This window comes from Vagococcus sp. JNUCC 83 (assembly GCF_053667615.1).
Genome location: NZ_CM132204.1, coordinates 2,404,909 through 2,429,479, shown reverse-complemented (window position 1 = coordinate 2,429,479; position 24,571 = coordinate 2,404,909). Strand labels below are relative to the sequence as shown.

General features: G+C 32.5%; 31 protein-coding genes and 1 other annotated feature. Of the genes, 9 read left to right on the top strand and 22 right to left on the bottom strand.

All coding sequences use genetic code 11. The features are described 5' to 3' along the window. Positions 1 to 35 precede the first annotated feature (35 nt). Positions 36 to 1,010, top strand: a complete 975-nt coding sequence (locus tag JNUCC83_RS11985; RefSeq protein ID WP_454460182.1) for a DUF4822 domain-containing protein — start codon at positions 36 to 38, stop codon at positions 1,008 to 1,010. A 63-nt stretch (positions 1,011 to 1,073) separates the two neighbouring features. Here JNUCC83_RS11985 and JNUCC83_RS11980 read toward each other — a convergent pair whose 3' ends face one another. Beyond that, on the bottom strand, positions 1,074 to 1,772 hold the full coding sequence (locus JNUCC83_RS11980) for a hypothetical protein (RefSeq protein ID WP_454460181.1): 699 nt from the start codon (positions 1,770 to 1,772) through the stop codon (positions 1,074 to 1,076). A gap of 24 nt (positions 1,773 to 1,796) precedes the next feature. Then, positions 1,797 to 2,840, bottom strand: coding sequence for a hypothetical protein (locus JNUCC83_RS11975; RefSeq protein ID WP_454460180.1), 1,044 nt, complete (start codon positions 2,838 to 2,840; stop codon positions 1,797 to 1,799). A gap of 251 nt (positions 2,841 to 3,091) precedes the next feature. Between JNUCC83_RS11975 and cysK the strand changes: the two genes are divergently transcribed. After that, positions 3,092 to 4,024 (top strand): cysteine synthase A, encoded by a 933-nt coding sequence (gene cysK / locus JNUCC83_RS11970; RefSeq protein ID WP_454460179.1) that lies wholly within the window; start codon positions 3,092 to 3,094, stop codon positions 4,022 to 4,024. A 10-nt stretch (positions 4,025 to 4,034) separates the two neighbouring features. Then, on the top strand, positions 4,035 to 4,781 hold the full coding sequence (gene epsC, locus JNUCC83_RS11965) for a serine O-acetyltransferase EpsC (protein WP_454460178.1): 747 nt from the start codon (positions 4,035 to 4,037) through the stop codon (positions 4,779 to 4,781). A gap of 8 nt (positions 4,782 to 4,789) precedes the next feature. On the opposite strand, the gene JNUCC83_RS11960 is transcribed toward epsC, so the two are convergent. From JNUCC83_RS11960 to spxA, 3 genes are all read right to left on the bottom strand, one after another. Next, entirely contained in the window at positions 4,790 to 5,311 is a 522-nt protein-coding gene (locus tag JNUCC83_RS11960; RefSeq protein ID WP_454460177.1) for a GtrA family protein, read from the bottom strand. Between the two features lie 58 nt (positions 5,312 to 5,369). Then, a complete protein-coding gene (locus JNUCC83_RS11955; RefSeq protein WP_454460176.1) occupies positions 5,370 to 6,059 on the bottom strand; it encodes an adaptor protein MecA in 690 nt (229 codons plus the stop codon). Positions 6,060 to 6,261: 202 nt separating this feature from the next. After that, the gene (spxA, locus tag JNUCC83_RS11950; RefSeq protein ID WP_071457601.1) at positions 6,262 to 6,660 is read right to left on the bottom strand and encodes a transcriptional regulator SpxA; all 399 of its coding nucleotides are present in this window, start codon (positions 6,658 to 6,660) and stop codon (positions 6,262 to 6,264) included. A 317-nt stretch (positions 6,661 to 6,977) separates the two neighbouring features. Between spxA and trpS the strand changes: the two genes are divergently transcribed. Both trpS and JNUCC83_RS11940 read left to right on the top strand, forming a co-directional pair. Further along, the gene (gene trpS / locus JNUCC83_RS11945) at positions 6,978 to 7,997 is read left to right on the top strand and encodes a tryptophan--tRNA ligase (protein WP_454460175.1); all 1,020 of its coding nucleotides are present in this window, start codon (positions 6,978 to 6,980) and stop codon (positions 7,995 to 7,997) included. A 67-nt stretch (positions 7,998 to 8,064) separates the two neighbouring features. Next, positions 8,065 to 8,634, top strand: a complete 570-nt coding sequence (locus JNUCC83_RS11940) for an ATP-dependent Clp protease proteolytic subunit (protein WP_454460174.1) — start codon at positions 8,065 to 8,067, stop codon at positions 8,632 to 8,634. 43 nt (positions 8,635 to 8,677) lie between these two features. Here the strand turns inward: JNUCC83_RS11940 and JNUCC83_RS11935 are convergent, their stop codons facing one another. From JNUCC83_RS11935 to JNUCC83_RS11920, 4 genes are all read right to left on the bottom strand, one after another. Next, positions 8,678 to 9,148 (bottom strand): low molecular weight protein-tyrosine-phosphatase, encoded by a 471-nt coding sequence (locus tag JNUCC83_RS11935; RefSeq protein WP_454460173.1) that lies wholly within the window; start codon positions 9,146 to 9,148, stop codon positions 8,678 to 8,680. A 60-nt stretch (positions 9,149 to 9,208) separates the two neighbouring features. After that, entirely contained in the window at positions 9,209 to 9,466 is a 258-nt protein-coding gene (locus tag JNUCC83_RS11930; protein WP_454460172.1) for a Veg family protein, read from the bottom strand. A 143-nt stretch (positions 9,467 to 9,609) separates the two neighbouring features. After that, positions 9,610 to 10,161, bottom strand: coding sequence for a sigma-70 family RNA polymerase sigma factor (locus JNUCC83_RS11925; protein WP_454460171.1), 552 nt, complete (start codon positions 10,159 to 10,161; stop codon positions 9,610 to 9,612). A 138-nt stretch (positions 10,162 to 10,299) separates the two neighbouring features. Further along, positions 10,300 to 10,740, bottom strand: coding sequence for a MerR family transcriptional regulator (locus JNUCC83_RS11920; RefSeq protein WP_454460170.1), 441 nt, complete (start codon positions 10,738 to 10,740; stop codon positions 10,300 to 10,302). Between the two features lie 139 nt (positions 10,741 to 10,879). Here JNUCC83_RS11920 and JNUCC83_RS11915 point away from each other — a divergent pair, with 139 nt between their 5' ends. The 3 genes from JNUCC83_RS11915 (at position 10,880) to JNUCC83_RS11905 (ending at position 13,446) form a co-directional block, all read left to right on the top strand. Then, positions 10,880 to 12,355, top strand: coding sequence for an MDR family MFS transporter (locus JNUCC83_RS11915; RefSeq protein ID WP_454460169.1), 1,476 nt, complete (start codon positions 10,880 to 10,882; stop codon positions 12,353 to 12,355). Beyond that, positions 12,352 to 13,059 carry a DUF4811 domain-containing protein gene (locus tag JNUCC83_RS11910; protein ID WP_454460168.1) on the top strand — a complete coding sequence of 236 codons (708 nt, stop codon included), beginning with the start codon at positions 12,352 to 12,354 and terminating at the stop codon, positions 13,057 to 13,059. The genes JNUCC83_RS11915 and JNUCC83_RS11910 overlap by 4 nt, the downstream gene beginning before the upstream one ends. Positions 13,060 to 13,209: 150 nt before the next feature. Further along, on the top strand, positions 13,210 to 13,446 hold the full coding sequence (locus tag JNUCC83_RS11905; RefSeq protein WP_454460167.1) for a hypothetical protein: 237 nt from the start codon (positions 13,210 to 13,212) through the stop codon (positions 13,444 to 13,446). 270 nt (positions 13,447 to 13,716) lie between these two features. On the opposite strand, the gene JNUCC83_RS11900 is transcribed toward JNUCC83_RS11905, so the two are convergent. The 5 genes from JNUCC83_RS11900 to JNUCC83_RS11880 form a co-directional block, all read right to left on the bottom strand. Then, on the bottom strand, positions 13,717 to 14,094 hold the full coding sequence (locus tag JNUCC83_RS11900) for an ASCH domain-containing protein (RefSeq protein ID WP_454460166.1): 378 nt from the start codon (positions 14,092 to 14,094) through the stop codon (positions 13,717 to 13,719). 83 nt (positions 14,095 to 14,177) lie between these two features. Continuing rightward, positions 14,178 to 14,348, bottom strand: coding sequence for a hypothetical protein (locus JNUCC83_RS11895; RefSeq protein ID WP_454460165.1), 171 nt, complete (start codon positions 14,346 to 14,348; stop codon positions 14,178 to 14,180). 291 nt (positions 14,349 to 14,639) lie between these two features. Then, the gene (locus JNUCC83_RS11890; RefSeq protein ID WP_454460164.1) at positions 14,640 to 14,837 is read right to left on the bottom strand and encodes a hypothetical protein; all 198 of its coding nucleotides are present in this window, start codon (positions 14,835 to 14,837) and stop codon (positions 14,640 to 14,642) included. Positions 14,838 to 14,932: 95 nt separating this feature from the next. Continuing rightward, a complete protein-coding gene (locus JNUCC83_RS11885; protein ID WP_454460163.1) occupies positions 14,933 to 15,208 on the bottom strand; it encodes an ASCH domain-containing protein in 276 nt (91 codons plus the stop codon). Beyond that, positions 15,205 to 15,381 (bottom strand): hypothetical protein, encoded by a 177-nt coding sequence (locus JNUCC83_RS11880; protein WP_454460162.1) that lies wholly within the window; start codon positions 15,379 to 15,381, stop codon positions 15,205 to 15,207. Before JNUCC83_RS11880 ends, JNUCC83_RS11885 begins: the two co-directional genes overlap by 4 nt. Positions 15,382 to 15,488: 107 nt before the next feature. Here JNUCC83_RS11880 and JNUCC83_RS11875 point away from each other — a divergent pair, with 107 nt between their 5' ends. Further along, positions 15,489 to 16,178, top strand: a complete 690-nt coding sequence (locus tag JNUCC83_RS11875; RefSeq protein WP_454460161.1) for a M23 family metallopeptidase — start codon at positions 15,489 to 15,491, stop codon at positions 16,176 to 16,178. 605 nt (positions 16,179 to 16,783) lie between these two features. Here the strand turns inward: JNUCC83_RS11875 and JNUCC83_RS11870 are convergent. The 8 genes from JNUCC83_RS11870 to radA form a co-directional block, all read right to left on the bottom strand. Further along, a complete protein-coding gene (locus JNUCC83_RS11870) occupies positions 16,784 to 16,990 on the bottom strand; it encodes a hypothetical protein (protein ID WP_454460160.1) in 207 nt (68 codons plus the stop codon). A gap of 91 nt (positions 16,991 to 17,081) precedes the next feature. Further along, the gene (locus JNUCC83_RS11865; protein ID WP_454460159.1) at positions 17,082 to 17,618 is read right to left on the bottom strand and encodes an NYN domain-containing protein; all 537 of its coding nucleotides are present in this window, start codon (positions 17,616 to 17,618) and stop codon (positions 17,082 to 17,084) included. 17 nt (positions 17,619 to 17,635) lie between these two features. Beyond that, positions 17,636 to 18,451, bottom strand: coding sequence for a 23S rRNA (guanosine(2251)-2'-O)-methyltransferase RlmB (rlmB, locus tag JNUCC83_RS11860; RefSeq protein ID WP_454460158.1), 816 nt, complete (start codon positions 18,449 to 18,451; stop codon positions 17,636 to 17,638). After that, entirely contained in the window at positions 18,432 to 18,851 is a 420-nt protein-coding gene (locus JNUCC83_RS11855; RefSeq protein ID WP_454460157.1) for a Mini-ribonuclease 3, read from the bottom strand. Before JNUCC83_RS11855 ends, rlmB begins: the two co-directional genes overlap by 20 nt. Further along, positions 18,848 to 20,266: a cysteine--tRNA ligase gene (gene cysS / locus JNUCC83_RS11850; protein ID WP_454460156.1), complete on the bottom strand. Its 1,419-nt coding sequence runs from the start codon at positions 20,264 to 20,266 to the stop codon at positions 18,848 to 18,850. The genes JNUCC83_RS11855 and cysS overlap by 4 nt, the downstream gene beginning before the upstream one ends. A gap of 47 nt (positions 20,267 to 20,313) precedes the next feature. Next, positions 20,314 to 20,530: a binding site (T-box leader), on the bottom strand. Next, entirely contained in the window at positions 20,515 to 21,990 is a 1,476-nt protein-coding gene (gene gltX, locus JNUCC83_RS11845; protein WP_454460155.1) for a glutamate--tRNA ligase, read from the bottom strand. It overlaps the preceding feature by 16 nt. A gap of 100 nt (positions 21,991 to 22,090) precedes the next feature. Further along, positions 22,091 to 23,176, bottom strand: a complete 1,086-nt coding sequence (locus JNUCC83_RS11840; protein WP_454460154.1) for a PIN/TRAM domain-containing protein — start codon at positions 23,174 to 23,176, stop codon at positions 22,091 to 22,093. A 19-nt stretch (positions 23,177 to 23,195) separates the two neighbouring features. Continuing rightward, on the bottom strand, positions 23,196 to 24,566 hold the full coding sequence (gene radA / locus JNUCC83_RS11835; RefSeq protein WP_454460153.1) for a DNA repair protein RadA: 1,371 nt from the start codon (positions 24,564 to 24,566) through the stop codon (positions 23,196 to 23,198). Positions 24,567 to 24,571 lie beyond the last annotated feature (5 nt).

The following is a 24,571-nucleotide window of genomic DNA, read 5'->3' as shown; positions in this document are numbered from 1 at the left end:
CTAAAGTTATCAGATAAAACAAGGAGGAAACAAACATGAAAAGAAAAGTATACACTTTATTATTTACCACAGCATTAACTGGTGCTATCCTAACAGGATGCTCCACAGCAAATCAAACGTCTAATTCTAGTGGGGATTCTACTGCTAAATCTAGTACAATAGAGTCATCAACATCTGAGGTCGTACAAGATGATTCAGTCGGTGCAGAATACATGTCCATTTTATCTTCTACTAATTGGCAAGGAACTGTTGTAAAAGATGCTAAAGGCAATGATTTGACAGAAGAAAATGCAGAATTCATTGGGTTAGCGAAGTATGATGATAAAACAGGATATTATGAGTTCTTTGATAAAGAAACCGGTGAAACTCGCGGTGATGAAGGAACATTCTTTGTGACTAACGATGGTGGCAAGCGTATTTTAATTTCTTCAACAAAAAACTATCAAGCTGTTGTTGAATTAACTGAGGTAAGTGATGAGCTATTTACCTACAAGCGTATGGGAAAAGACAAGGAAGGAAATGAAATTGAAGTCTTTGTGCAACACATCCCTTATGATAAAGAATTATCATTTACCAAAGGACGTGAAGAACTAACAACTGAAACAGGAACCATTGAAACAAAAACGCCTGGGGATACTATTTTAAGCAACACCTTATGGAATGGAACAAAAGTTTCTGATGAGGATGGAAATGATTTAACAGAAGAAAACAAAATGTTCATTAGTTTAGCTAAATTTGATGATAAGAACAACAAGTATGAATTCTTCGATATTGACTCTGGAGAATCAAGAGGTGACTTTGGGTACTTTAAAGTCATCGATAATAATAAATTACGTGCTCACGTGTCTATTGGCGAAAATAAATATGGCGCTGCTCTAGAAATTACTGAATTAAACGACGAAAAATTTACCTATAAACGCACAGGAAAAGATAAAGATGGTAATGACGTCACGGTATTTGTCGAACATGAACCTTATACAGGTAATCACACACCTGATTTCACATTTTAAATAAAAAATACCCTTTCGATGACATAAAAGTCGAAAGGGTATTTTTTAATTATTCATATATGATTAATTAAATACAGCTAAAATATTCAAAGCTAATTTCAACCTGTTCATATAATCATCCCCATGACTTTCATTAACCTCATTGACTCTTTTAAAACATAAACCGTTAACTTTTTTATGAGATAAACTCCCACCTTTGTCTGTAATAATTTTAGGCCATTCACAATCCGTGTGAGAATGATTGGAATTCATTGCTATTAAAGTCGCTGCATTTTTTGACATGATGGCTGCTCCTGCGGTAACATCAAGATTTTCCAAACAAAAAAATTTAGAAGCTACATCATTTGTTATTTTTTCTGTTTCTTGCCAACTAATAGGATGAGACGTAAAAGCTTCATCTGTTCTACCAAGAATAGTGTAATCATAGGAACTACGATCATCTACCAACTCCCTTAATTCGCTTGGATTAGTGGCTAACCATGTCAACACACGATCAAAATCACAGTATAAAAAACTAGTGTTTACTTCTTTTGTTGTTAACCCATAAAATATAACCTTTCGTCTTGCATCTGCCGCACCATTTTTGGGGATAATAGAAACATGTAGAAAACTCTGTTGTATCTCTTCTATCAAACTAATATCTGTTTCATGACTAACACATAGATAGATATCAGAAAAAATATTATTCAACATCTGTTTATTAGCCTTTAAAGATTGAACTAATTTACCATAAGGATCGTGAATTGTTGCGAGCAAAATCATTAAATCATCCTTTTTTAGTTTATTTTACCATTTTTTTGATAAATTTAGATTAGATTTTAACTCTTCATAGGTAGAAAATGATGGGTATTTTTGTAACTCTTTAGTGTCAATATCTAATGTTTGCATCTCTTCTATTTCTTTAGCTAATTTATCAGAAAATTTAACAAACTCATTATTTGTTTCATTATTATAATCCAGTGAATAATACTTGGATTGGCGATAATATTTTTTCAATGCATCATCTGTCATTTTTTCAGGCTGATCGGCAAAATATTCATCATACCTCACATCAGAAATTTTATCTTTTGTTGTAACGACTTGTAATCTTGCAATTAATCCATTTGGTAACTCTTTAGCATAGCCAAAATATTTATTTTCATATGGTTCACGAATCCAATCCTTCATCTGCTCAGCTAGTGGCATAAATCCTTGCCTTGCTGATGTTGACGATCCCTTTACAGTTAAAAAATCACCTGTTACCCGGTTTTCATCTCGCATTTGCTTTTCAACATACGTAATACCGTTAACAACTGTTACTAAGGTTTCATCTGTTCTAGTATTATCTGCTTGAAAGAAAGCATAATCAGATAACTTTTTATTGGCTCCAGCATATTTTGGCTCATAATAACTTTCACTCGCAAATTCAGTAAATTCAACATTCAAAATATCAGTAGTTTCTGGATGAGTCACCACTTCAACTACCCCATAATTATTCCCTGTAAAAAGTCCTTCGTTTTTATAATAATACCCTTCCAATAACCCTAGAGGAGGTTGATTGGACCAAAACATTTTTTGCATTTTTTCTTCTTTAGTATAAATAGCTTTAGGACTAGAGCCAAATGTTGTTTGAGTCGCTCCTGTTACCACATCATATGTATACTCATGGTTGTCAAATTCAATCGAGTCATCATCTGATGCACTTGTTTTTTTATTTTCACTATTTGTCACAATAACTTGTTTTTCCTCAGCTGTTGTTTGAGTTGTTTTATCATTTTTTTCTCCTGTACACCCAACTAAGAACACACTACTTAAAGCTAACATCCAGTATTTAGACTGTATTTTGTTCATTACGATCCACTCTTTTCTTTATCTTGTTATCTCTTATATTAATTAAATAAAATAAACTACAACTTAATAACAAATAAATTATTCTAACATTTTATGAACGAATATGAACAAAAATCAGCTATCCGATAGATATCAGAAAAAATTATTTACATTGAATCTAAATCTTTATATTTTGATTACTTTGTTAAACACGTTATACTTTATGTAAATAAAAGATTTGAAAATACGTTTTTAAAAAGGAGCAAACATCTATGACAACTATTTATCAATCGATTGATCAACTTATCGGACATACACCACTAGTAGAACTATCTTCAATTGAGAACAAATTAAACATGAACGCAACAATTTTAGCTAAAGTAGAATCATTTAATCCAGCTGGCTCAGTCAAAGATAGAATCGCTAAAGCAATGCTTGATACTGCTGAAAAAAATGGCTCACTGACAAAAGACACTACCATTATTGAACCAACTTCTGGAAATACTGGCATCGGTCTATCAATGATGGCCGCAGCAAGAGGATACAAACTCATCATTGTTATGCCTGAAACGATGTCTATTGAGCGTCGTCAACTCATGAAAGCTTATGGTGCTGAACTCGTTTTAACTGAAGGAGCAAAAGGAATGAAAGGTGCTATTGCAAAAGCTGAAGAATTAGCTTCTGAAATAGGTAATAGCTTTATTCCATCTCAGTTTTCAAATCCGGCGAATCCAGAAATCCACTATCAAACAACAGGTCCAGAAATTTGGAATGACACAGACGGAAATGTTGATATATTTGTGGCCGGAGTAGGAACTGGAGGAACTATTACAGGTGTGGGAACATTTCTTAAAGAAAAAAATCCAAACGTGAAAATCATTGCTGTAGAACCAACTGATTCACCAGTTTTATCAAAAGGCACTCCAGGTAGTCATAAAATCCAAGGAATTGGAGCAGGTTTTGTCCCTTCAATTTTAGATACATCTGTTTATGATGAGATTATCACCGTATCCAATGAAGATGCGTTTGAAACTGGTCGACTTTTAGCTAAAAAAGAAGGCATACTAGCAGGTATCTCATCCGGGGCTACAACGTTTGCCGCAATAGAACTAGCTAAACGACCTGAAAATAAATATAAACGTATTGTAGTATTGTTACCAGACACTGGTGAACGCTATTTATCTACACCAATGTTTACAGAATAGGAAGATTTCAATGAGCAAAAATTACATTGGGATGAAACAGGCAGTCGAGAAAATGTCAACCGACTTTTTCTCACTACTCTTCCCAACATTTTTTGGTGATCCCAATCGCGAGATGACCAAACAACTATTTCAAGAGTCCATTCATTCATGTTTAACGTTTACGATTGCAGATACATCGACAATCAATAACTTGTCACATCAATTGATGGATAAAATAGAGGATATTGCTAAAATAATCGATACTGATATTCAGGCTGCGTTTGATTATGATCCTGCTGCAAAAAGTAAAGATGAAATCATCTTAACTTATCCGGGATTTAAAGCCATAAGTATCTATAGACTAGCTCATGAGTTTTATAACTTAACGGTACCCATTATCCCACGAATGTTAACAGAAGAGATGCATAGTCTAACAGGAATTGATATTCATCCTGGTGCTAAAATCGGCCCCTACTTTTTTATCGATCATGGAACAGGTATTGTGATTGGTGAGACAACTATTATTGGCAAACATGTCAAACTATATCAAAATGTCACATTAGGAGTGAAAAATTTTGAATTGGCTGAAGATGGCACATTATTAAAACACGGAAAACGTCACCCAAATATTTCTGATGGCGTGACTATTTACGCGGGTGCAACAGTTCTTGGAGGAAATACAACGATTGGTAAAAACACAATTATTGGTAGTGGAACATGGATTATAAAATCTGTACCCGAAGAGACTATCGTCGTAAATAAAAATTCGACTTACTAAAAAAAGAGTTATGAAGAAGAGACCAACTCTCCTTCATAACTCTTTTTTGCATTAAATACAATTCTCTTAGAAACAACATAATTTATAATAGTTGCTAGAACCTGTGATAGTACGGTAAAAATAAATTCATTTAGCAGGTATGCGTTTCCCATATAAGGTCCTATTAGTGGATGTGTTAGTATGAGATTTTGATAATTAATTTTCTGTAGATGAAACAGTGAAATCATCACTTTACTATACTTTTCTACAAAAAAATAAGCTATCCCTAAATCTAAAACAATCACAAATAAACGCCCCGCAATAAATTCAATAAACTGTTTTAATGACTGAAAAAAACCTAATCCTGTATTCTTAAATACAAAAAATTTATTGGCAAAGAATGAAAAAACAATCGCAACACTTTGTGCCAATATAACCGTCATCAAAACATTATCTGTCCACTCTTTAGACATAAAACGTATAAAAAAATAAATAAAGGTAGCCGTTGTACCAAACACACTATACAAAAGTAATTCACGACGTTTAATCATTCTTACACCTCCTAATTTAAGTTTATTTCATAAAAAAAGAATGTTCGAAAACATTCTCTTACTTAAAATAATGTTTCAAAATGCTTAAAGCATTTCGATCGATAATTAATTCGCCATATTCATCTAATACATCTTTTGTAATATTAGTTAATCCCATATACTCATAGATTTTAGACACATCATTTTGGGCTTGACCTTTAGAACTATCTTCTAATAAAAATGTAAGCTGTAAATAATATTGATTATTAAAGAAATACAGTGAAGATAATGTATTTAACAGTTGGACATTATTTGCCAACTCAACGATACTTTCAAAATCATCTGCTTTAAATACTGTATCATACGTTGCTCCAAAGATACTATCATCTAAATAATTAAACTCACCTATGTCTGATGATTCATCTATTTCTTGATTAACATCTGATGACGTCATTTGATTTCTCAAATAATCTACAAAACCTTCTGCCTCTGTATTATCAAAGCCACTAAATTCAGCAGACTCATCAATCGATGCATTTTTGCTAATGAATAATTCAAGTCCATCATGGTTGGGTAGCACTTGGAACGTTACGGCCTCTGTCCCTTGGAATTGATCATCAACATCCACTTCTTCTAATATACTATAAAAAAAAGATTCAATTTGTTTTTGATTACCTAGTAAATCCAAAAAAGTAATACCTCTTTCGGCAAGATCGTCATTTCCAATTGATACTCGAATAGTATTTTCATTAATTCGTTCCATTTCCATATGGCTACACCCCTTTTCCTAAGTATTTATATAGTTCCATTGTATATCATATTATCAAAAAGTAAAGAAAATCACCTTTATTTCGTCCGTTTTTCCCACGAAAATTAATAGATTTTAAGAAAAAAAAGATACATTTGAACACTGATTCAAATCCATCTTCTTATAACAAGTGACTCTATTTGATTGTAGTATATATTATAAGTTAAATTCCTGCCATTAATTGCGCTTGTTTTAGCTCAATAGCTCTAACCTCTCTAGGTAAAAAACGACGAATTTCATCTTCGTTAAAACCGACTTGAAGTCTTTTTTCATCAATCATGATTGGTCGGCGTAATAATCCAGGATTTTGTTGCACTAACTCTAATAACTCTGGAAGTGATAGCTCGTCTAAATCAACATCTAACTTTTGAAATACTTTTGAACGAGTAGAGATGATTTCTTCTGTACCATCTTCTGTCATTCGTAGGATCTCCTTTAGTTCATCTTGTGTCAATGGTTCTGAAAAAATATTGCGTTCAACGAATTCAATTTGATTTTCTTGCAACCAAGCACGTGCTTTTCGACAAGATGTACAGCTGGGTGAAGTGTATAATTTTAGCATATATGTCACTTCCTTTCACAAGTATAAGTAGAATAATTTTATTAACTAAAATATAGTATGTGTAAATTGTACTACAAAAAACCTATGATTACTAGGTTTTTTTGGCATTATGTAGTCATTCTTAATACTTTTTTATAATATCCGATGTATAAAAAAACATGTTTTTTTGTCTTTTTACGTTAACTTTCACATACATTTCTAACTTTTTATAACACATCTCTCTAAAAAATAAAAAATACATTTTTATTCCTATTTATAATCACTTTCTAGTATAATACTATTATGACAAAAAATTATTATGGAGGCATGACTATTTTATGAAAACTATTTTTTCAGGCATTCAACCAAGTGGTATTCCTACTATTGGAAACTATATTGGTGCAATGAAACAGTTTGTTCAATTACAAGACAATTACCATTGTTTCTTTTGCATCGTTGATGAACATGCCATTACTGTTCCACAAGATCGCTTAAAGCTCAGACAACAAATATTACAACTAGCCTCTTTATACCTTGCAGTGGGTATTGATCCAAAGAAATCAACTGTTTTTATTCAATCTGAAGTTCCTGCACATGCCGAAGCTGCTTGGATTGTGCAATGTAACACATCTCTTGGAGAATTAGAACGTATGACACAATTTAAAGACAAATCACAAAAAGTTGGTTCTACTTCTGTGAGTGCTGGTTTACTAACTTATCCTCCATTGATGGTTGCAGACATTATTTTGTATAATGCCGATTTGGTACCCGTAGGAGAAGATCAAAAACAACATTTAGAACTAACAAGAGATTTTGTTGAGCGATTTAACTCTCGTTATGCCCAAAACCAAAATCAGCCACTACTTGTCTTACCAGAAGTGAAAATTCCAGATAAAAATGCTGGTGGTCGTGTTATGAGTTTACAAGATCCTTCTAAAAAAATGAGTAAATCTGATAATAACAGTAAAGGATTTGTTTCAATGCTTGACGAACCTAATGTGATTCGTAAAAAAATTCGTTCTGCCGTGACTGATTCTAGTGGAAAAATTGAATATGATGTTGAAAATAAACCTGGTGTGTCTAATTTATTAGTCATCTATTCATCACTATCAGATTTCACAATTGAAGAACTAGTTGAAAAATACGCCGATTCTGGCTATGCTGACTTCAAAAATGACTTAGCAGAAGTTGTGGTAGATACCTTAGAACCAATTCAAACACGTTACAAAGAGTTATTAAAATCAGAAGAACTCCAAGTCATACTAGATGAAGGCGCAGAATCTGCTTCAAAAGTGGCAAATAAAACACTTAGAAAAATGCAGAATGCAGTTGGTCTAGGGCGTAAAACAAGACGCTAATTTTGTGATAAATGAAGGAATTGTGCTACACTATAACTAATGAGCGACTTGAAAGGAGATTAATCAAATGACAGATAAAACACTGATGGATACAAATACCATGCTTACTCAAAAAATGATTGACACTCGTACCATTTTAATTTATGGGGGAATTAATCAAGAACTTGCTAAAGAAGTGAGTAGCCAATTATTACTACTTTCAGCTTTAAACGATGATCCTATTACTATATATATCAATAGTCAAGGAGGACATGTTGAAGCTGGAGATACCATTCACGATATGATTAAATTTGTAAAACCTGATGTCAAAATTGTAGGAACTGGATGGGTTGCTAGTGCTGGAATTACGATTTTCTTAGCTGCAAAAAAAGAAAATCGTTACTCTCTACCCAACACTCGCTTTATGATTCATCAACCAGCCGGTGGCGTTCAAGGTCAGAGTACAGAAATTCAAATCGAAGCACGTGAAATTGTAAAAATGCGTGAAAGAATTAACCGTTTAATCGCTGAGGCTACTGGACAAACTTATGAAAAAGTTGCTGAAGATACTGATAGAAACTTTTGGATGTCAGTCGACGAAGCAAAAGAATATGGTATTGTTAGCAATATTATTTCTTCATCAAGTGAATTAGACTAAAAATACTAACCCCGTATTGACTAAAATCGATACGGGGTTAGTGTTATTTTAATTCTTCTTTAATTTTATCTAGCCATTTCGTGGTTCCTTTATTAACCAAGTCATACGTTAAATCAAAATCACCTGTGTAATACGGGTCAGGAATATTTTCTTTTTTCATTCCAACTTCCTCTGATAATAACAAATGAATTTTATGAAGGGAATTAATATCTGGAGATAGACCTTCTAAATCACGGATATTATTTTCATCCATCCCAATAATATAATCATAGTCATAAAAATCTTCTGAAGATATTTTTTCTGCATATAACCCATCACAAGTTAGACCAACTTCTTTTAATTTATCTTGCGTTCCTTTATGAGGGACATCTCCCTCATTCCAGCTACCTGTTGCACGAGATGAAACGCTGATTTTATCAGATAATCCTTGCTGGTTTACTTTTTCCTTAAAAACAACTTCTGCCATAGGGGAACGACAAATGTTGCCTAAACAAACAAATAATATTTTTTTCATACTTGGCCCTCCCTATAAAAAAAATAAAAAGCCTTAGGACTACTAGGCTCTATATCTTTACTATCCTATTAATTCTTCTTCATTATCATGAAACAATACTTCTACTGAATGCGTTAAAATATCTGTATAACTATATGATACGCGCTCAAAAGCATTTTCATCTTGATCAAGCTGTACAATAAACACTGATGGGTATAACTCTGCTAACACACCATGACGTTCAGTCTGTTTCTTACGCCCAGTTTGTGCCACCAATTTAATTCTACTACCAACTTTATTTTCTAATTCTTCTTTTATAGTGGAGATACTAATAGACATTTTATTCACCTCTTAGCATAATTATACCATAGGCGAACAAAAAATACAAATTTTACCATAATTGTTTTTATTTATCAATACTATTTACATTTTTTCATAGAATAATTAAAATTTTTTTATCAAGAGAGATAACTACTTCTATTTTACTGATTAATATAATGACGGATAAATTTTTTCTTCACACGTGCTAAAGCTCGTTTATCTTTAAGTTGTTTACATTCTTCATATAAAGCGTGTTTTACGAAAACTTGTCGTTCATAATCAGACAATGATTCAGAAAATAACAACGCATTTTCTTTATAAAAAACATATTTAAAACTTTCTGCCTGTCTTTTTTCTATAATTTGCCTTGTAAAATCAACGTCATCTATATTTATTTTTAATGCGACACTATCTTTATCAATTTTTCTTTTATAAGCTTCCTGTCGTCTTATTAAAGAGAACACATGGTTTTTAAAATTCATTCGGAAAAAACTACCAAATGTTGCCCCTCTATCTGCATTATAAGTCTGTATTGATTTATAGCAACATATTCTACCTTCTTGTAACCAGTCATCTGTTTCAAAATATGACAAATGATATACCCTTTTTACCCTGTAAACAATTGGTTGGTACGTTTCAAAAATATAAGCAAATGAATCTGAACAACCTTTTTTAGCTCGCTCAATTAGTAGATATAAAATCTCTTCTTCCATACGACTCTCCTCATTTTGAAAGCGTTACCTCTCTGCTGCTTTTATTATAACACCTTTATTTATAACCAAAATGTATTATTTTTTTAATTTTTTGTGAATTTTTTGTTTCTTTTATAATTAAAAAAACAAATTAAATGATTAATAATCATCAATTTGTTTAATTTCATAACTTAGTGTATTATTTTTTGCATCATGAGTAATCGTTATTTTTTCATCTGTTTGACTAAACGGTCCTATTGTAAAGACTTCATAACGATCATCAATAATATCAACATCCCTCACATAATTAGAAAAAACTTCGCGAAAACGTTGAATACTTGATAATTTTTTTTTTGCTTTTTCATAAGCAACAGACAACTTATACCCTTTATCTAAATTTTCTTTAATCAGCTCTACTTTAATTATCTCGCTTAATTTATAGGATCTTGGACTATTATGATCTGGTTGGATGGATTGTATATAACCTTTTTTTTCCCAATACCTCAGTTGTCTTGTCGTTGTTCCCGTTTTTTTTGTTAATTCACTTATTCCCATAAGTATATCTTCTCGTTCTATCCACTCTTTGAACTTTGAACTCACCATCTCATCTACTTTCTAATGGGGTATTTTGACATAAATATACACTTATCTAACATGCGTGTCAATATGGTTGACATGAATATTAGATAAGTGTATATTATTTTATTGTTATAAAAATAATAATATGGAGGATATATATATGAGTGATATAAACCCCGTGGATATTCACGGAAAAACATATAAACGCAGCTTACTAGTTGCAATACTTTTAATCGGAACTTTTTGTACAGTACTTAATCAAACTTTACTAACCACAGCTTTTCCAACATTAATGAAAGATTTTGATGTCTCTGCAGCAACAATTCAGTGGCTAACAACTGGTTTTTTATTAGTTAATGGAATTATGATTCCCATATCTGCTTGGCTAATGAATAAATTTAACTCAAAAAATTTATACATTGGAGCTATGAGTATCTTCCTAGTTGGAACAATTCTTTGTGCTATAGCACCAACATTCTCAATGTTGCTTACTGGTCGATTGGTGCAGGCTGCTGGTGTTGGTGTCTCAATGCCTTTAATGCAAAATATTATGCTAAATATTTTTCCACCTGAAAAACGTGGGGCTGCCATGGGTGGAGCTGGTATTGTTATTGGACTTGCTCCGGCATTAGGACCAACATTATCTGGTTACATTATCGACCACTATGTATGGCGTGATTTATTTTATATGGTCATTCCTATTGTTGTTTTAGTTATTATTCTGTCATTCTTTGCTATGAAGAGTGTTTTAGAATTATCAAATCCCGCCATAGATGTACTGTCTATTTGTTTATCTACTCTAGGGTTTGGTTCTTTACTTTATGGGTTTTCAAGCGTTGGAAACGACGGTTGGGGGAGCACAAAAGTATTAGGCTTTTTAGCTGTTGGAGTGGTCACATTAATTATTTTCACATGGCGCCAACTTACAATAGACACACCATTTTTAGAACTTAGAGTATTTAAATCAAAAACATACACTATCGCTACTATTTTATCTAGTTTGGCAAATATGGCAATGATTGGTGCAGAGATGGTTTTACCACTTTATATTCAAAACATTCGCGGTGAATCTGCTTTTCATTCTGGTCTAATGTTATTGCCAGGAGCATTGGTTATGGGATTCATGATGCCTATTACTGGGCAAATTTTTGATAAACATGGTGCTAAACGTTTAGGTATTATGGGGATGTTTTTATTAACAAGTGCCACCATCCCATTTATGTTTTTAACTGAAACAACACCTGTCATTTATATCATCACACTATACGCTGTGCGTATGTTTGGTATTTCAATGGTTATGATGCCTTTAACAACTCTTGGAATGAATTCTTTACCAAGACATTTAATGACACATGGCACTGCCGTAAATAGTACGTTGAGACAAGTTGCCAGCTCAGTTGGTACAGCTATTTTAATCAGTGTCTTAACCAATCAAACAAAAAATGCTTTACCTGAGAAATCACTATTAAAATCATCACCTCTTGAATACAAAGAATTAGCCACTCATGCCACTTTAACAGGTTATCATGCAGCATTTCTAGTAGCTGTTTTATTTGGAATTATTGGCCTTATCACAACATTTTTCATTCATGAAAATAAAAAAAACGTTTCTCAAAGTAAGGAGGTCATCTCATGATAGTCTTTTTAGTTATCCTTAGTGCTTTATTATTCGCATTTACCTTTATCTTTGCAAAATCTACATGGCAATATATTATGACCCTTGTTTTTGGGATTGTATTTATCGGAAGTGTGGCTTTGATGGAAATGAATTATTCTCACCACTTTGGTATGAAAAAAGCGGTCGCTGTTAAAGAAACATCCTTAGTTAGTTCTGCAGACAATGAGCAATTAAATATCTTACTATATCAACCTTTAGGAGATGGTAAAGAAAAAGTTTATTTATACAAAACAAGCCCTTCTCAAAAAAAGGTCACTCAAACAAAAACAGATAAGGTAAAAAATGAAGTAGCTATTAGTAAAGACAACAAAGCAGTACTTGAGTCTAAAACCACTCAATGGGTCTATAAAAATGTATTCTATAAAACTTTATTTGGCATCGCTGGTAATAACAAAGAGTTTGATTCACAAAAAAACACTTTCTATATACCAAGTGATTGGATTGAGTTAAGTACAGACCAAGCCAAAAAGCTAGGCGAAGAGATGGCTAGTAAAAAAGACACATTAGAAGAAGAAGCAAAAAAATATGTCACTGAAAAATTAAAAGAAGCTATCACTAAAGACCCTAGTCTAGCCACAAATAAAGAAAAACAAACAGAATTATCACAAACTTACGCAAATGATTTTCAAAAGCAAATGATAGATGACATCATAAAAAAATAGTTCAAAATAACCAATAAAAGATTATTGTCTTCGATAGAAGCTATGATCCTTTTATTGGTTTTTTACGAACCAGTTTTATACCTTTACTACATAGAACATTTTTATTAAGATAACTTTAAACCTATTATTTATTACAAAGGAGCTATTCTTATGAAAAATATGTTCAATAAAAATAAACAATTTACACTTAATGCGATTCTTTTATTACTTGCAATTATTTTACTTAGTCTTTCCATCATTTTTTACTTTATCGGCCTATTTGGTAGTCCTCATTTAGAGAACTTTTTCGGAGATATATCCAGTCTGTTCTTTATAGGTTTTGTCGGATTTGGGCTAATCTATCTTGTAAAAATGATTGTCACTATGTTAACACCTTCTGATAAATAATCTAAATTACAATGCTTGAATAACAAGTTCAATATTACGACCATTCCTTGAAACAAAATACCAAATTTTCCACTACCTTTAAAAAAATAAACGCATTAAATTTGCCTCTAAATACTCAAAATTACTTACTTAGTATTAACAAAAAAAGAAGCCTTAAAAATTAGGCTTATTTTTAATTTTACGTAAACCGATTACGATTCACAAAATTAGTGTCATAAGGAATTGGTACTCGTGAGACTTTTTAAAAGTAAAATTACATTAACTAGAGTGTTAAATAACTATTTTATCAAAGTATACGCACTCTAATAAGGTAGTATCTTTTAACATTTTACCGTTCTTATTTAATAAAAACGAATAATAATTTTTATGTATCTCAAGCCAATTGTTAAAAGAACCGTCTCCCTCTTTAATCGCAAAGTCTTCAGTTATATCTTTAAATTTTTTAATTTCTACTTTTGAAATTTTAACCATACATATATCTTGCTTAAAGCCATCTTGTATCTGCCAGATATCACCGACAGATGTTAATTCGTTTTTCTTTTTTAATTCAAGTAAAGAAGATGTTGCAACCTTCTCATCAATTAATACTAATTTAGATAATTCATTTTGTTCTTCAACTGTTCCACAAAATCTAACTTTTGTAATCATATACCCTATCCTTTTCTAGTCAATTATATCATTAAAATCTAACTTGGTATAATTGTGATGATTGAAAGCAAAGAGTTAAATAACTAGTTACCTTTTTTGAAAATTAGATGATTATAAAATACAGTTTCTAAAAACTCTGTTTTATTCGATAATAATTTTTCTAATTCAAACATATTTTCATACCATCCAGAATTATACTTGATTGAATTATTACTACTTAATCCATATATTGAGCGTATTCCTAATCTTTTCATGAGTAATATATCATTTTCTTTAAAATAATCTATTAATTTGTTTGTAGAGTAATAATTTATATTGCCAAAATTTTTAGATGTATTTTTTTTAATTGTAAAATATCTAAAGTTTTTTTGGATTATCTAACAAAATAACATTATGCAATATCGTCCCATTCAAATTGTGTTTGACTATTGATATTATTCTACACTTTTTATAAGTGTGGAAAATATTTGGCAAATTTTTTGATAGTCATCAATATATTCAAGAACATTATGACAAATAATTAAATCATAATAGTTCTTTGGTAACTATTCTAGCATTTTTTCATTCTTTTCAATCGCAGTTACAATATTGAATTGAGCGAAAGAATTTACAGTTTTACCAAAACCACTATCAAAATCTAATGCTCTCAAACCTTTAGAGTTATTTAAATTTAATTGATGATTAATTATGTCGTAAAACATCTTTCCCCAAGGTTCGTCTACTAGTATTAAATACTGCTTCATATTGATTCATCTACTTAATTTTAATTTCATATAGTCTATCAAATATTATGTTTGGATAACTGCTATTATGTCTACCATAATGTTAAATAACTAATCTATTTATAAACTACTTTAAATTTTTCAAATATAACTATCATATCCCATTGAAATTTATAACCACTTTTTTTCCCAACTATATTAAAAAACTCAATATGTTTATCTTGCCATGTCTCTAAAGTTAAATCTTCTCCTTCAAATTTACATAAATCATATGTCATATCTTCAAATTTAAGTTTAATTACATCCGTTGTTTGTATAATATACTTAGGAATTCCTTCAAAATCAGTAACAATTGAATAATCATTTACTTTTGGTTCTCTTTCATTATTCAAAATATATTCTTCTTGAGCAGAACTAGTAGCTGTTTTTTTCCATCTAAAACTAAATTAAGTAAACTATTAGCAGATGTTTTATCACTTCCAAAATAAAAAGCTTCAAAATAATTTGTGTCTGAGGAAAGTTTATTTTCTTCTAAAAAGTTTTTCCAATATGCTTGAATATCCATTTATAAATCACATCCTTTTACATAGTATAGTATTCAATATATTTCGCATAATCACCAGTTATGTAAACTAAATAAAAAATGTTATAATATTCTAAAAGAGGTAAGATATGGAATCTAATTTAAAAATTGTGGGAGCTTTACCATTCTCAGAACAATGGTTGGTTGGAAATACTCCGGCCTTTAAAGTTCCTAGTCATGGAACAAATTTATTGGGTGTTACTTATGCTTATGATTTTATGGCTGTTAATGCCAAAGGTCATACTAGTTCTAAAATTACATTGAATACAATTTTTGGAACTGAAAATCCAAAAGATTTTTACAGTTTTGGAAAACCTATTCTAACTCCAGTTAATGGAAAAGTTGTAAAAATACACGACAACGAGACTGACAACAAAGTAAGAAGATCTTTATTCGCTGGTATTCCCTATATGTTAACTCAAAAGAAAAGGCTAAAAGAAAGAATTGAAAATATAACTGGAAATTACATTATTATTCAACCTGAAGATTCTGATAATTTTATCTGTATTGTCCACATAAAAAAGAACTCTTTTGTTGTTAAAGAAGGAGATAATATTTTAGTTGGTGAACATTTAGCTGATTGTGGTAATTCAGGTAATTCTACACAACCCCATATTCATATTCAGACTATGGATAGCTTGAACTTGAACATCACAAAAGGGATTCCTCTATATTTTAAGAATTTCATTGAATTAAATATAAAATCAAAAAAAGAAATTCAAAAGTCAGAAGCTTTTCCAAATAAGCACAAAATTGTAAGTTCTTCATCGAACAACTAAATATAACTTCACTTTTGTTAACTCTATCAAATTTTAAACAAAGATAGATATCATTAAACTAAAGACCCCCATAATAAATTCTGAGTGTCTTGTCCTTCGTATATTATCTAATGATGTCTATTAATGTATTAAATAACTGTCTTGGCTTTTTTTTATATCACTAATGAAATAAGATCTGTTGTAAAAATTCCTAAGACTATAATTCCTACAAATATTTTAAGATTGCTATTTGCTAAATAAATGATTCCCGATATCAATAAAAACAAACCAAATACTTTATTCGTCACTTCCCAAGAATTTTTAGTTTGAAGACAATATAAAACTCCTCTAAAACCAATCATAGGACAATTTCCAGACGCAATTAGAAAACAATATAAACCTAATAATATTGCACATGTAGATGTCAAAATAAAAATTCTCCATTCCATTTATTATAGCATTCTAAATCCATTTGATATGAAGCTGAAAATACATAAAAACCAACGACTTTCAAAAATACTCAGATAACTTTTTACTTTAACTCATTCCAAATTATACAGGGATTTTTTCATTACCCTGTAAATAAACTGATTTCCGTAATCGTAGAAGTCATCTTTCAAAACTTTTTATTGTTTACTTTTTTGATCCTCAATAGTTGCCCCCATCTTGTCAAAAGCCATTGGGTTTCCTTTTGAACCTCCAGTCACTCCGCCGCCGCCGAATTTAGTATCAACCATCTTTCCCCAACCTTTCAATGGATCTTTGCCTTCTGCACGTTTTTTATCGTTCTTAATACGAATTTTTTCTGATTTTAATAATTCTTTTTCTGACATAAAAATCCCTCCTTTTTCATTTATTATATCATAATATTATCAATAAACTAAAAAAGCACGAAATATCCCAAATAGGTATTTCGTGCAGTTTTTAATGATACATTAAATCATCAAACAGTTCTTTCAGTGTTTGAACTTGCTCTTGATTCCAAGGACTATTCCGTCGTAGATTTTGATACTGATAATCTTGTGTATCCGCCTTTATTTCTTTTTCCACTTCTTTAATTGAATTAAATAATTCCCTTGCTGAAACTCGTAGTGCTCCTTGAGAGAAAACTACCCATTGTTCAGCTAAATCACTTGTTGCGACACGAACAGTAGTCAACGCATTCATTTTATTTGGTACCTCACGCTCAATATAAGTATCTGCTGTTTCATCTTCTTTTGTAAAGATAACTGTCAATCCGTATTTATCATACGTCTGTTGAATTCCAGGGACAAGTTGGGCATCAAATACAACGATGATCTCGATTCCTTTGTATTTGGCATAGTTAGATAAAATAAATAATAATTGGTCTCGTGCGTCACCTAATTTATCTTGTTTTTTCAAACGATTTAAATCAGGCCAAGCACCAATCATATTATAGCCATCAACAAACAGGACTTGATGTTTTAATTTTCGTGTCATGTGATGCCCTCCATAATTTATCTCCTTTTTCTATGCACTTCATACATTAATAACCCAGCTGCAACACTGGCATTTAAGCTTTGAACGTGACCATCTATTGGGATAGTAATCATCTCGTCCACTTCTTTTTTGAGTGCTTGACCCATGCCTTTTCCTTCATTGCCAATAACTAAAGCAATATCTCCTGATACATTCCACTTAGTGTAATCTGTTCCTTCCATATCTGTCCCAAATACCCAAATATTTTCTTTTTTCATTTCTTTAACTGCTTGGGAAAGATTTGTCACACGTGCGATTGGAATGTGTTCTACCGCCCCAGTAGATGTTTTAACTACAACAGGTGTTACCCCAACAGCACGGTGTTTTGGAATAATCACACCATCGACATTCACCGCATCCGCTGTTCTTAAAATTGATCCTAAGTTATGCGGATCCATAATACTATCTAAAATTAAGAAAAAGCGATTTTCTTTTTCTTTTGTGTTGCCTAACAATTCTTTTAGTGAAAGATATTCATATGGTGTAATTTTTAAGACGATTCCTTGATGATTCAAGCCATCAACCATTTCATCTAACTTAGATTTAGGGACCCATTTAATAGACACTATTTTCTCTTGAGCAAGTTGTTTAATTTCTTCGATTCTATTTCCTTTAATATCTTCTTGTAAAAATAGTTTATTGCCTCGATTCGCTTGTAGTGCTTCTATTGTGGCATGCTTTCCTAATACCACATCATCCATCTCTGGTGTTGGCACGTCTGCTTCTTGTTGATGATTTTTATCAAATTTTGGTCGCTGTCTCTCTGGTTTACGTTTATTTTGCGGTTTTCTCATTATTTTTTTCTCCTATTGTGTGAATACACCATGTAATGACTTCTTCTAAACGGTCTTTTTGCTCTGTTAAATGTAAATATCCCATCAACGCTTCAAATCCTGTTGAAGATCTGTACACTGCCACAGAGGTATTTTTTGCACTTGTATGGCTTTTAGCATTGCGTCCGCGTCGATACATATCTTGCTCAACGTCCGTTAACACGTCTTGCTGCATCATTTGTTCAATCAAATAATGTTGTGCTTTGGCTGATACATAGTGTGTCGCTAAACGGTGTAATTGATTTGGGCGTGTTTGCCCACTTTTTACTAAATAATCACGGATATATGTTTCATATATGGCATCCCCCACATAAGCAAGTGTTAAACCACTTAGTAAGGTATAATCTTTTTCATTTGTCATTCACTTCTACTCCATCTTGTTCCTTGAGGGGTATCTTCTAAAATAATCCCTTGTTCTTTTAATAAATCACGTATTTCATCACTTCTAGCAAAATTCTTTTCTTTACGAGCAGTGTTTCTTTCAATAATTAAAGCATCGATATCCTCATCTAATAAGTCGTCATCGTTCTTTAATTCAATCCCAAAAATAATCATCCATTTTTCTAATGTGTCTTGATAAGCTGTGATGACTTCTTTAGATACCACATCTTCTTCTAGATAACGATTTAAATGTTTCACTAACTGATAAACTACTGTAATACCATTTGCGGCATTAAAATCATCGTCCATTTCTGTGACAAATGCCATCATCAACGAAGACAATTCTTTTAACCAGTCATGGTCGTTTTCTAAAGAGTCTACTGCTGTTTCTAAACGAAAATCCGCATTGTTGTAACTACTTTTAATGCGTCCTAAATTAGTCGTTGCTTCTTTAATTGTCGTTTCATTAAATGGCATTGGACGACGGTAATGTGTCGTTGACAAAGCAAAACGCACCACTTCTGGCGACACATCTTTCATCAATTCGTGTGCCGTAATAAAATTTCCAAGTGATTTACTCATTTTTTCGCCAGATTCTCCAACTGTTAAATAAGCATTATGCATCCAGTAATGAGCAAACGTCTGATCAGTTTTTGCTTCACTTTGTGCAATTTCATTTTCATGATGTGGAAATTCTAAGTCCTGACCACCCGCATGAATATCTATTGTATCACCTAAATGTTTGGTTGCCATCACAGAGCACTCAATATGCCATCCTGGACGACCTTTTCCCCATGGCGAATCCCATGATACTTCTTGTTCTTTAGCTTGTTTCCATAATGCAAAATCTAGAGGATCTTCTTTTTTAGCTGATTCAGCACCTGTACGTTGACTCGCACCTGTCTCTAATTCATCAATACTTTTATTACTTAATTTTCCATAAGGTTTAAATAAACGTGTGCGATAATACACATCTCCTTGTGACTCATACGCATACCCTTTATCAATTAAGACAGAGACAAATTCAATAATATCATCAATATGATCGATAACACGTGGGTTTAAACAAGCAGGTTGCACATTTAATTTTCCAGTATCTTCTTTAAATGCTTCTATGTATTTATCGGCTAATTCTTTAGTCGAAATACCTTCTTGATTCGCTGTTTTAATAATTTTATCATCTACGTCTGTAAAATTTGAGACATAATTGACCTTGTATCCTCTAAACTCAAAATATCGACGAACAGTATCAAATGCCACTGTACTTCGTGCATTCCCTATATGAATATAATTATAAACAGTTGGTCCACATAAATACATGCTCACTTCATTTGGTTTGATTGGCACAAAACTTTCTTTTTTTCGACTTAATGTATTATATATTTGTATCCCCATATATGTACTCCTTTCAAAAATAAAAAAGAACACCTCTTAACAATTTGTTAAAAGACGTTCTCACGTGGTTCCACTTTTCTTTATTCACCTAAACACACTCAGTGAATCTTTTGATAAGGTAACGTCTATCACACGTGATAAGCTACTTGTTTCACTCATCCTACTCAAAGAGGCATTTCACTAATAGATTGACACTTGTTTACACCTATACCACAAGCTCTCTTAAGACAATCTATCAGTTACTTTTCTTATCCTTGTATTTCTTTTAATGCTAAATTAATATGTTCTGTTGCTTGCTCTTTACCTAATAAAAGAATCGTTTCTGCTAATTCTGGACCATGCATTTGTCCACTGACTGCTACACGAATTGGCATAAATAATTTTTTACCTTTAGCGCCTGTTTCTTTTTGAACAGCTTTAATGGCTTTCTTAATTGTTGGAACATCAAATTCATCTAATTCATTCAATTGAGCTTTAAATGCTTCTAATACTTCTGGCACTTGTTCATCTGATAAGACTTCTTTCGCCGCATCATCAAATGTTAGAGTATCATTAAAAAATAAGCTCGATAATTCAACAATTTCTTTAGCATAACTCATTTGTGGTTGGTAAAGACTCACTAATTCTTCAACCCAAGCTTGTTTTTCAGCAGTTGGATTTTCTTCGACTAAGCCTGCTTCAATCAAGTATGGTAGCGCCATCTCTGCCATTGTTTTTCTATCAAGTTGTTTCATGTATTGGTTACTAATCCACTCAAGCTTTTTGTTATCAAACGCTGCTGGGGATTTTCCTAAACGATCAGCATCAAATATTTTGATTAATTCTTCTTGGCTAAAGATTTCTTCTTCGCCAACTGGAGACCAACCTAATAAACTAATAAAGTTAAACATTGCTTCTGGCAAGTAACCTAGTTCACGGTATTGCTCAATAAATTGTAGAATCGTTTCATCACGTTTACTTAATTTTTTACCTGTTTCAGTATTAATAATCAACGTCATATGACCAAATCTTGGTGGTGTCCAACCAAACGCTTCGTAAATCATTAATTGTTTTGGTGTATTGGCAATATGATCATCGCCACGTAACACGTGAGTGATTTTCATCATATGATCATCTACTGCTACAGCAAAATTGTAAGTTGGCATGCCATCACGTTTTAAGATAACAAAATCGCCACCCACACTATCCGATTCAAACGTGATATTTCCTTTAACGATATCATCAAAAGTATATTCTTCACCTTTTGGTACTCTAAAACGAACAACTGGTGTAATGCCTTCTGCTTCTTTTTCTGCTTGTTGTTCTGGTGTTAAATGAGCACATTTTCCGTTATAACGAGGAATTTGTCCACGACTGCGTTGACTTTCACGTTCTGCTTCTAATTCTTCTTCTGTACAGTAGCATTTATAAGCTAAATTGCTCGCTAATAACTGGTCTACTAATGGTTGATAGATATCTCTTCTCTCAGATTGACGGTATGGTCCATACTCACCGGGTTTATCTGGTGACTCATCCCAGTCGATATTTAACCACGCTAGATTATCTAACTGGCTTTTTTCTCCGTCTTCAATGTTACGTTTTTGGTCTGTATCTTCTATACGAATGATAAAATCGCCGCCATGATGACGAGCAAATAAATAATTAAATAATGCTGTTCTGGCATTTCCTATATGCAAATGACCTGTTGGACTTGGTGCATATCTGACACGTACTTTATTTCCCATGGTATTACCTTCCTTGTTCACGTATTATCGCTTCCTATGCCTCTAAGTTTACATGCATTTCACTAAATAGTAAAGGCACTTTCCTAAGACTTTTTTCCCTTTATTCACCATTTATTGTGGTTTGAGAATGGCTTGGTTTAGCAAAAATCATACGACCAGCTGCTGTCTGTAATGCGCTCGTCACAATGACGTTAATTTTTTTATTCATAAAGTGTTTTCCATCTTCGACTACAACCATTGTGCCATCATCTAAATAAGCCACACCTTGCTGACGTTCTGTTCCATCTTTCATCACAATAACATCCATGGTTTCTCCAGGTATCACTACTGGTTTAACAGCATTAGCTAAAGCATTTATATTAAATACAGGCACGTTTTGAAACTCACATACTTTATTAAGATTATAGTCGTTTGTTACCACAATTCCATCCAACATTTTAGCTAGCTTAATCAACTTGCTATCAACTTCTTGAATGTCCTCAAAGTCACCCTCATACATTTCTACAGAAATATTTTCTTCTTTTTGTAGCGCGTTTAAAATATCTAACCCCCGACGCCCACGAACGCGTTTCATACTATCCCCTGAATCCGCAATGTATTGTAATTCATATAGGACAAAATTTGGAATCAACAATGTCCCTTCAATAAAACCAGTTTTTGCAATATCATAAATACGTCCATCAATAATGACACTTGTATCTAAAACCTTATATTTATGAAAATAATCATCAACACGACGATCTAATATCTCTTCTGATGTTTTTTTAGATTTTGGTACAAATAACTTTTTAAAATCTTCTGTTTTCATCGTTCCCACTCTAAATCCTAGATACCCTGTAACTAACATAATAATTGCAGGAACCACTAATGGAAGTGAGTAAAAAGGAATAGATATTAAAGCACCTAATAATAAACCGATAATGGTACTGATGCTCCCAAATAATAAATCAGATAAACTTTGCTCTGTGATAAATTTTTCAACTTTTCTTAAACCTGTTACTAAATGTTGCTCAGTCAGTGTTGCAATAATAACAAAAATAATTGCACCGATAATACCATTTGTAATATCGTTATTCAACCAACTTAAGGTTTCTTGATTGGTTGCCTTCCATAATAATGGGAATAATGCCACTCCTAAACTAAAACCGACTAAAGCCATCATAACAGCATATATTTTTTTCTGCATACCATCTCTCCTCCTTTTCCTAAGAAAATACTTTGTATAATGTTTCTGATAAGGTTTCAACCCCTATCACTTCAATTCCTGATGGTGGGCTCCAACCTTGGAGATTGTTAATCGGAATAAATACACGTTTAAATCCGAGTTTTTGCGCCTCTCCAACACGTTGTTCAATACGATTGACCCGTCTAATCTCACCTGTTAAGCCAATTTCACCGATAAAACAATCTTGTGGTGAGGTTCCTTTATCTTTATAGCTAGAAGCAATACTCACCGCAATAGATAAATCAATCGCCGGCTCATCTAATTTTACACCACCAACAGCTTTTAAATAGGCATCTTGATTCTGTAACAACAAACCTGCTCTTTTTTCTAACACAGCCATAATTAATGACACACGATTATAATCAAGACCTGTTGCGGTTCGTTTTGCATTACCAAAAACAGATGGTGTTACAAGCGATTGAATTTCTGCTAAAATCGGACGGGTTCCTTCCATCGAACAAACAATTGCCGAGCCGGTCGCCCCATCAATTCGCTCTTCTAAAAAGGCTTCTGACGGATTTAGAACTTCAACTAATCCAGCTTGTCTCATTTCAAAAATTCCAATTTCATTTGTTGAGCCAAAACGATTTTTTACTGCCCTTAAAATTCGAAACGTATGATGACGGTCACCTTCAAAATACAGCACGGTATCCACCATATGTTCCAACATTCTTGGTCCAGCAAGCGAGCCTTCTTTTGTGACATGACCCACAATAAATATTGCAATATTATTTGTTTTAGCAATCTGCATTAATTCTGCTGTATTCGCTCGAACTTGACTCACACTACCAGCAGCACTTTCAGTCTCAGGATGAACCATGGTTTGTATTGAATCAATAATGACATAATCTGGTGTTAATTGCTCGATGACTTGTTTAATACGGCCCATATCTGTTTCAGGATAAACATAAAAATCATTACTTCCATCAGCCAAACGTTCTGCTCGCATTTTGATTTGTTGTGAACTTTCTTCACCAGACACATATAAAACATTTCCTTTTAGTAAACTAAGTTGTTGTGATACTTGTAGCAACAACGTAGACTTTCCAATACCAGGGTCTCCACCGATTAATACCATAGAACCTGGGACCACTCCACCACCTAATACCCGGTTTAATTCACCTAATTGCGTTTTAACACGGGGCTCTTTTTGGGCAGTGACTTCTTGCAATTTTTGAGGCTTGCTTGTTTCACCTGTTAAACTAACTCGACTATGTCTAGTCGGTGTATCTGCGATGACCTCCTCAACTAACGTGTTCCATTCACCACAGTTAGGACATCTCCCTAAATATTTAGGAGAGATGTACCCACACGTTTGACAGACAAATTCATTTTTCTTTTTTTTTGCCACAAAAT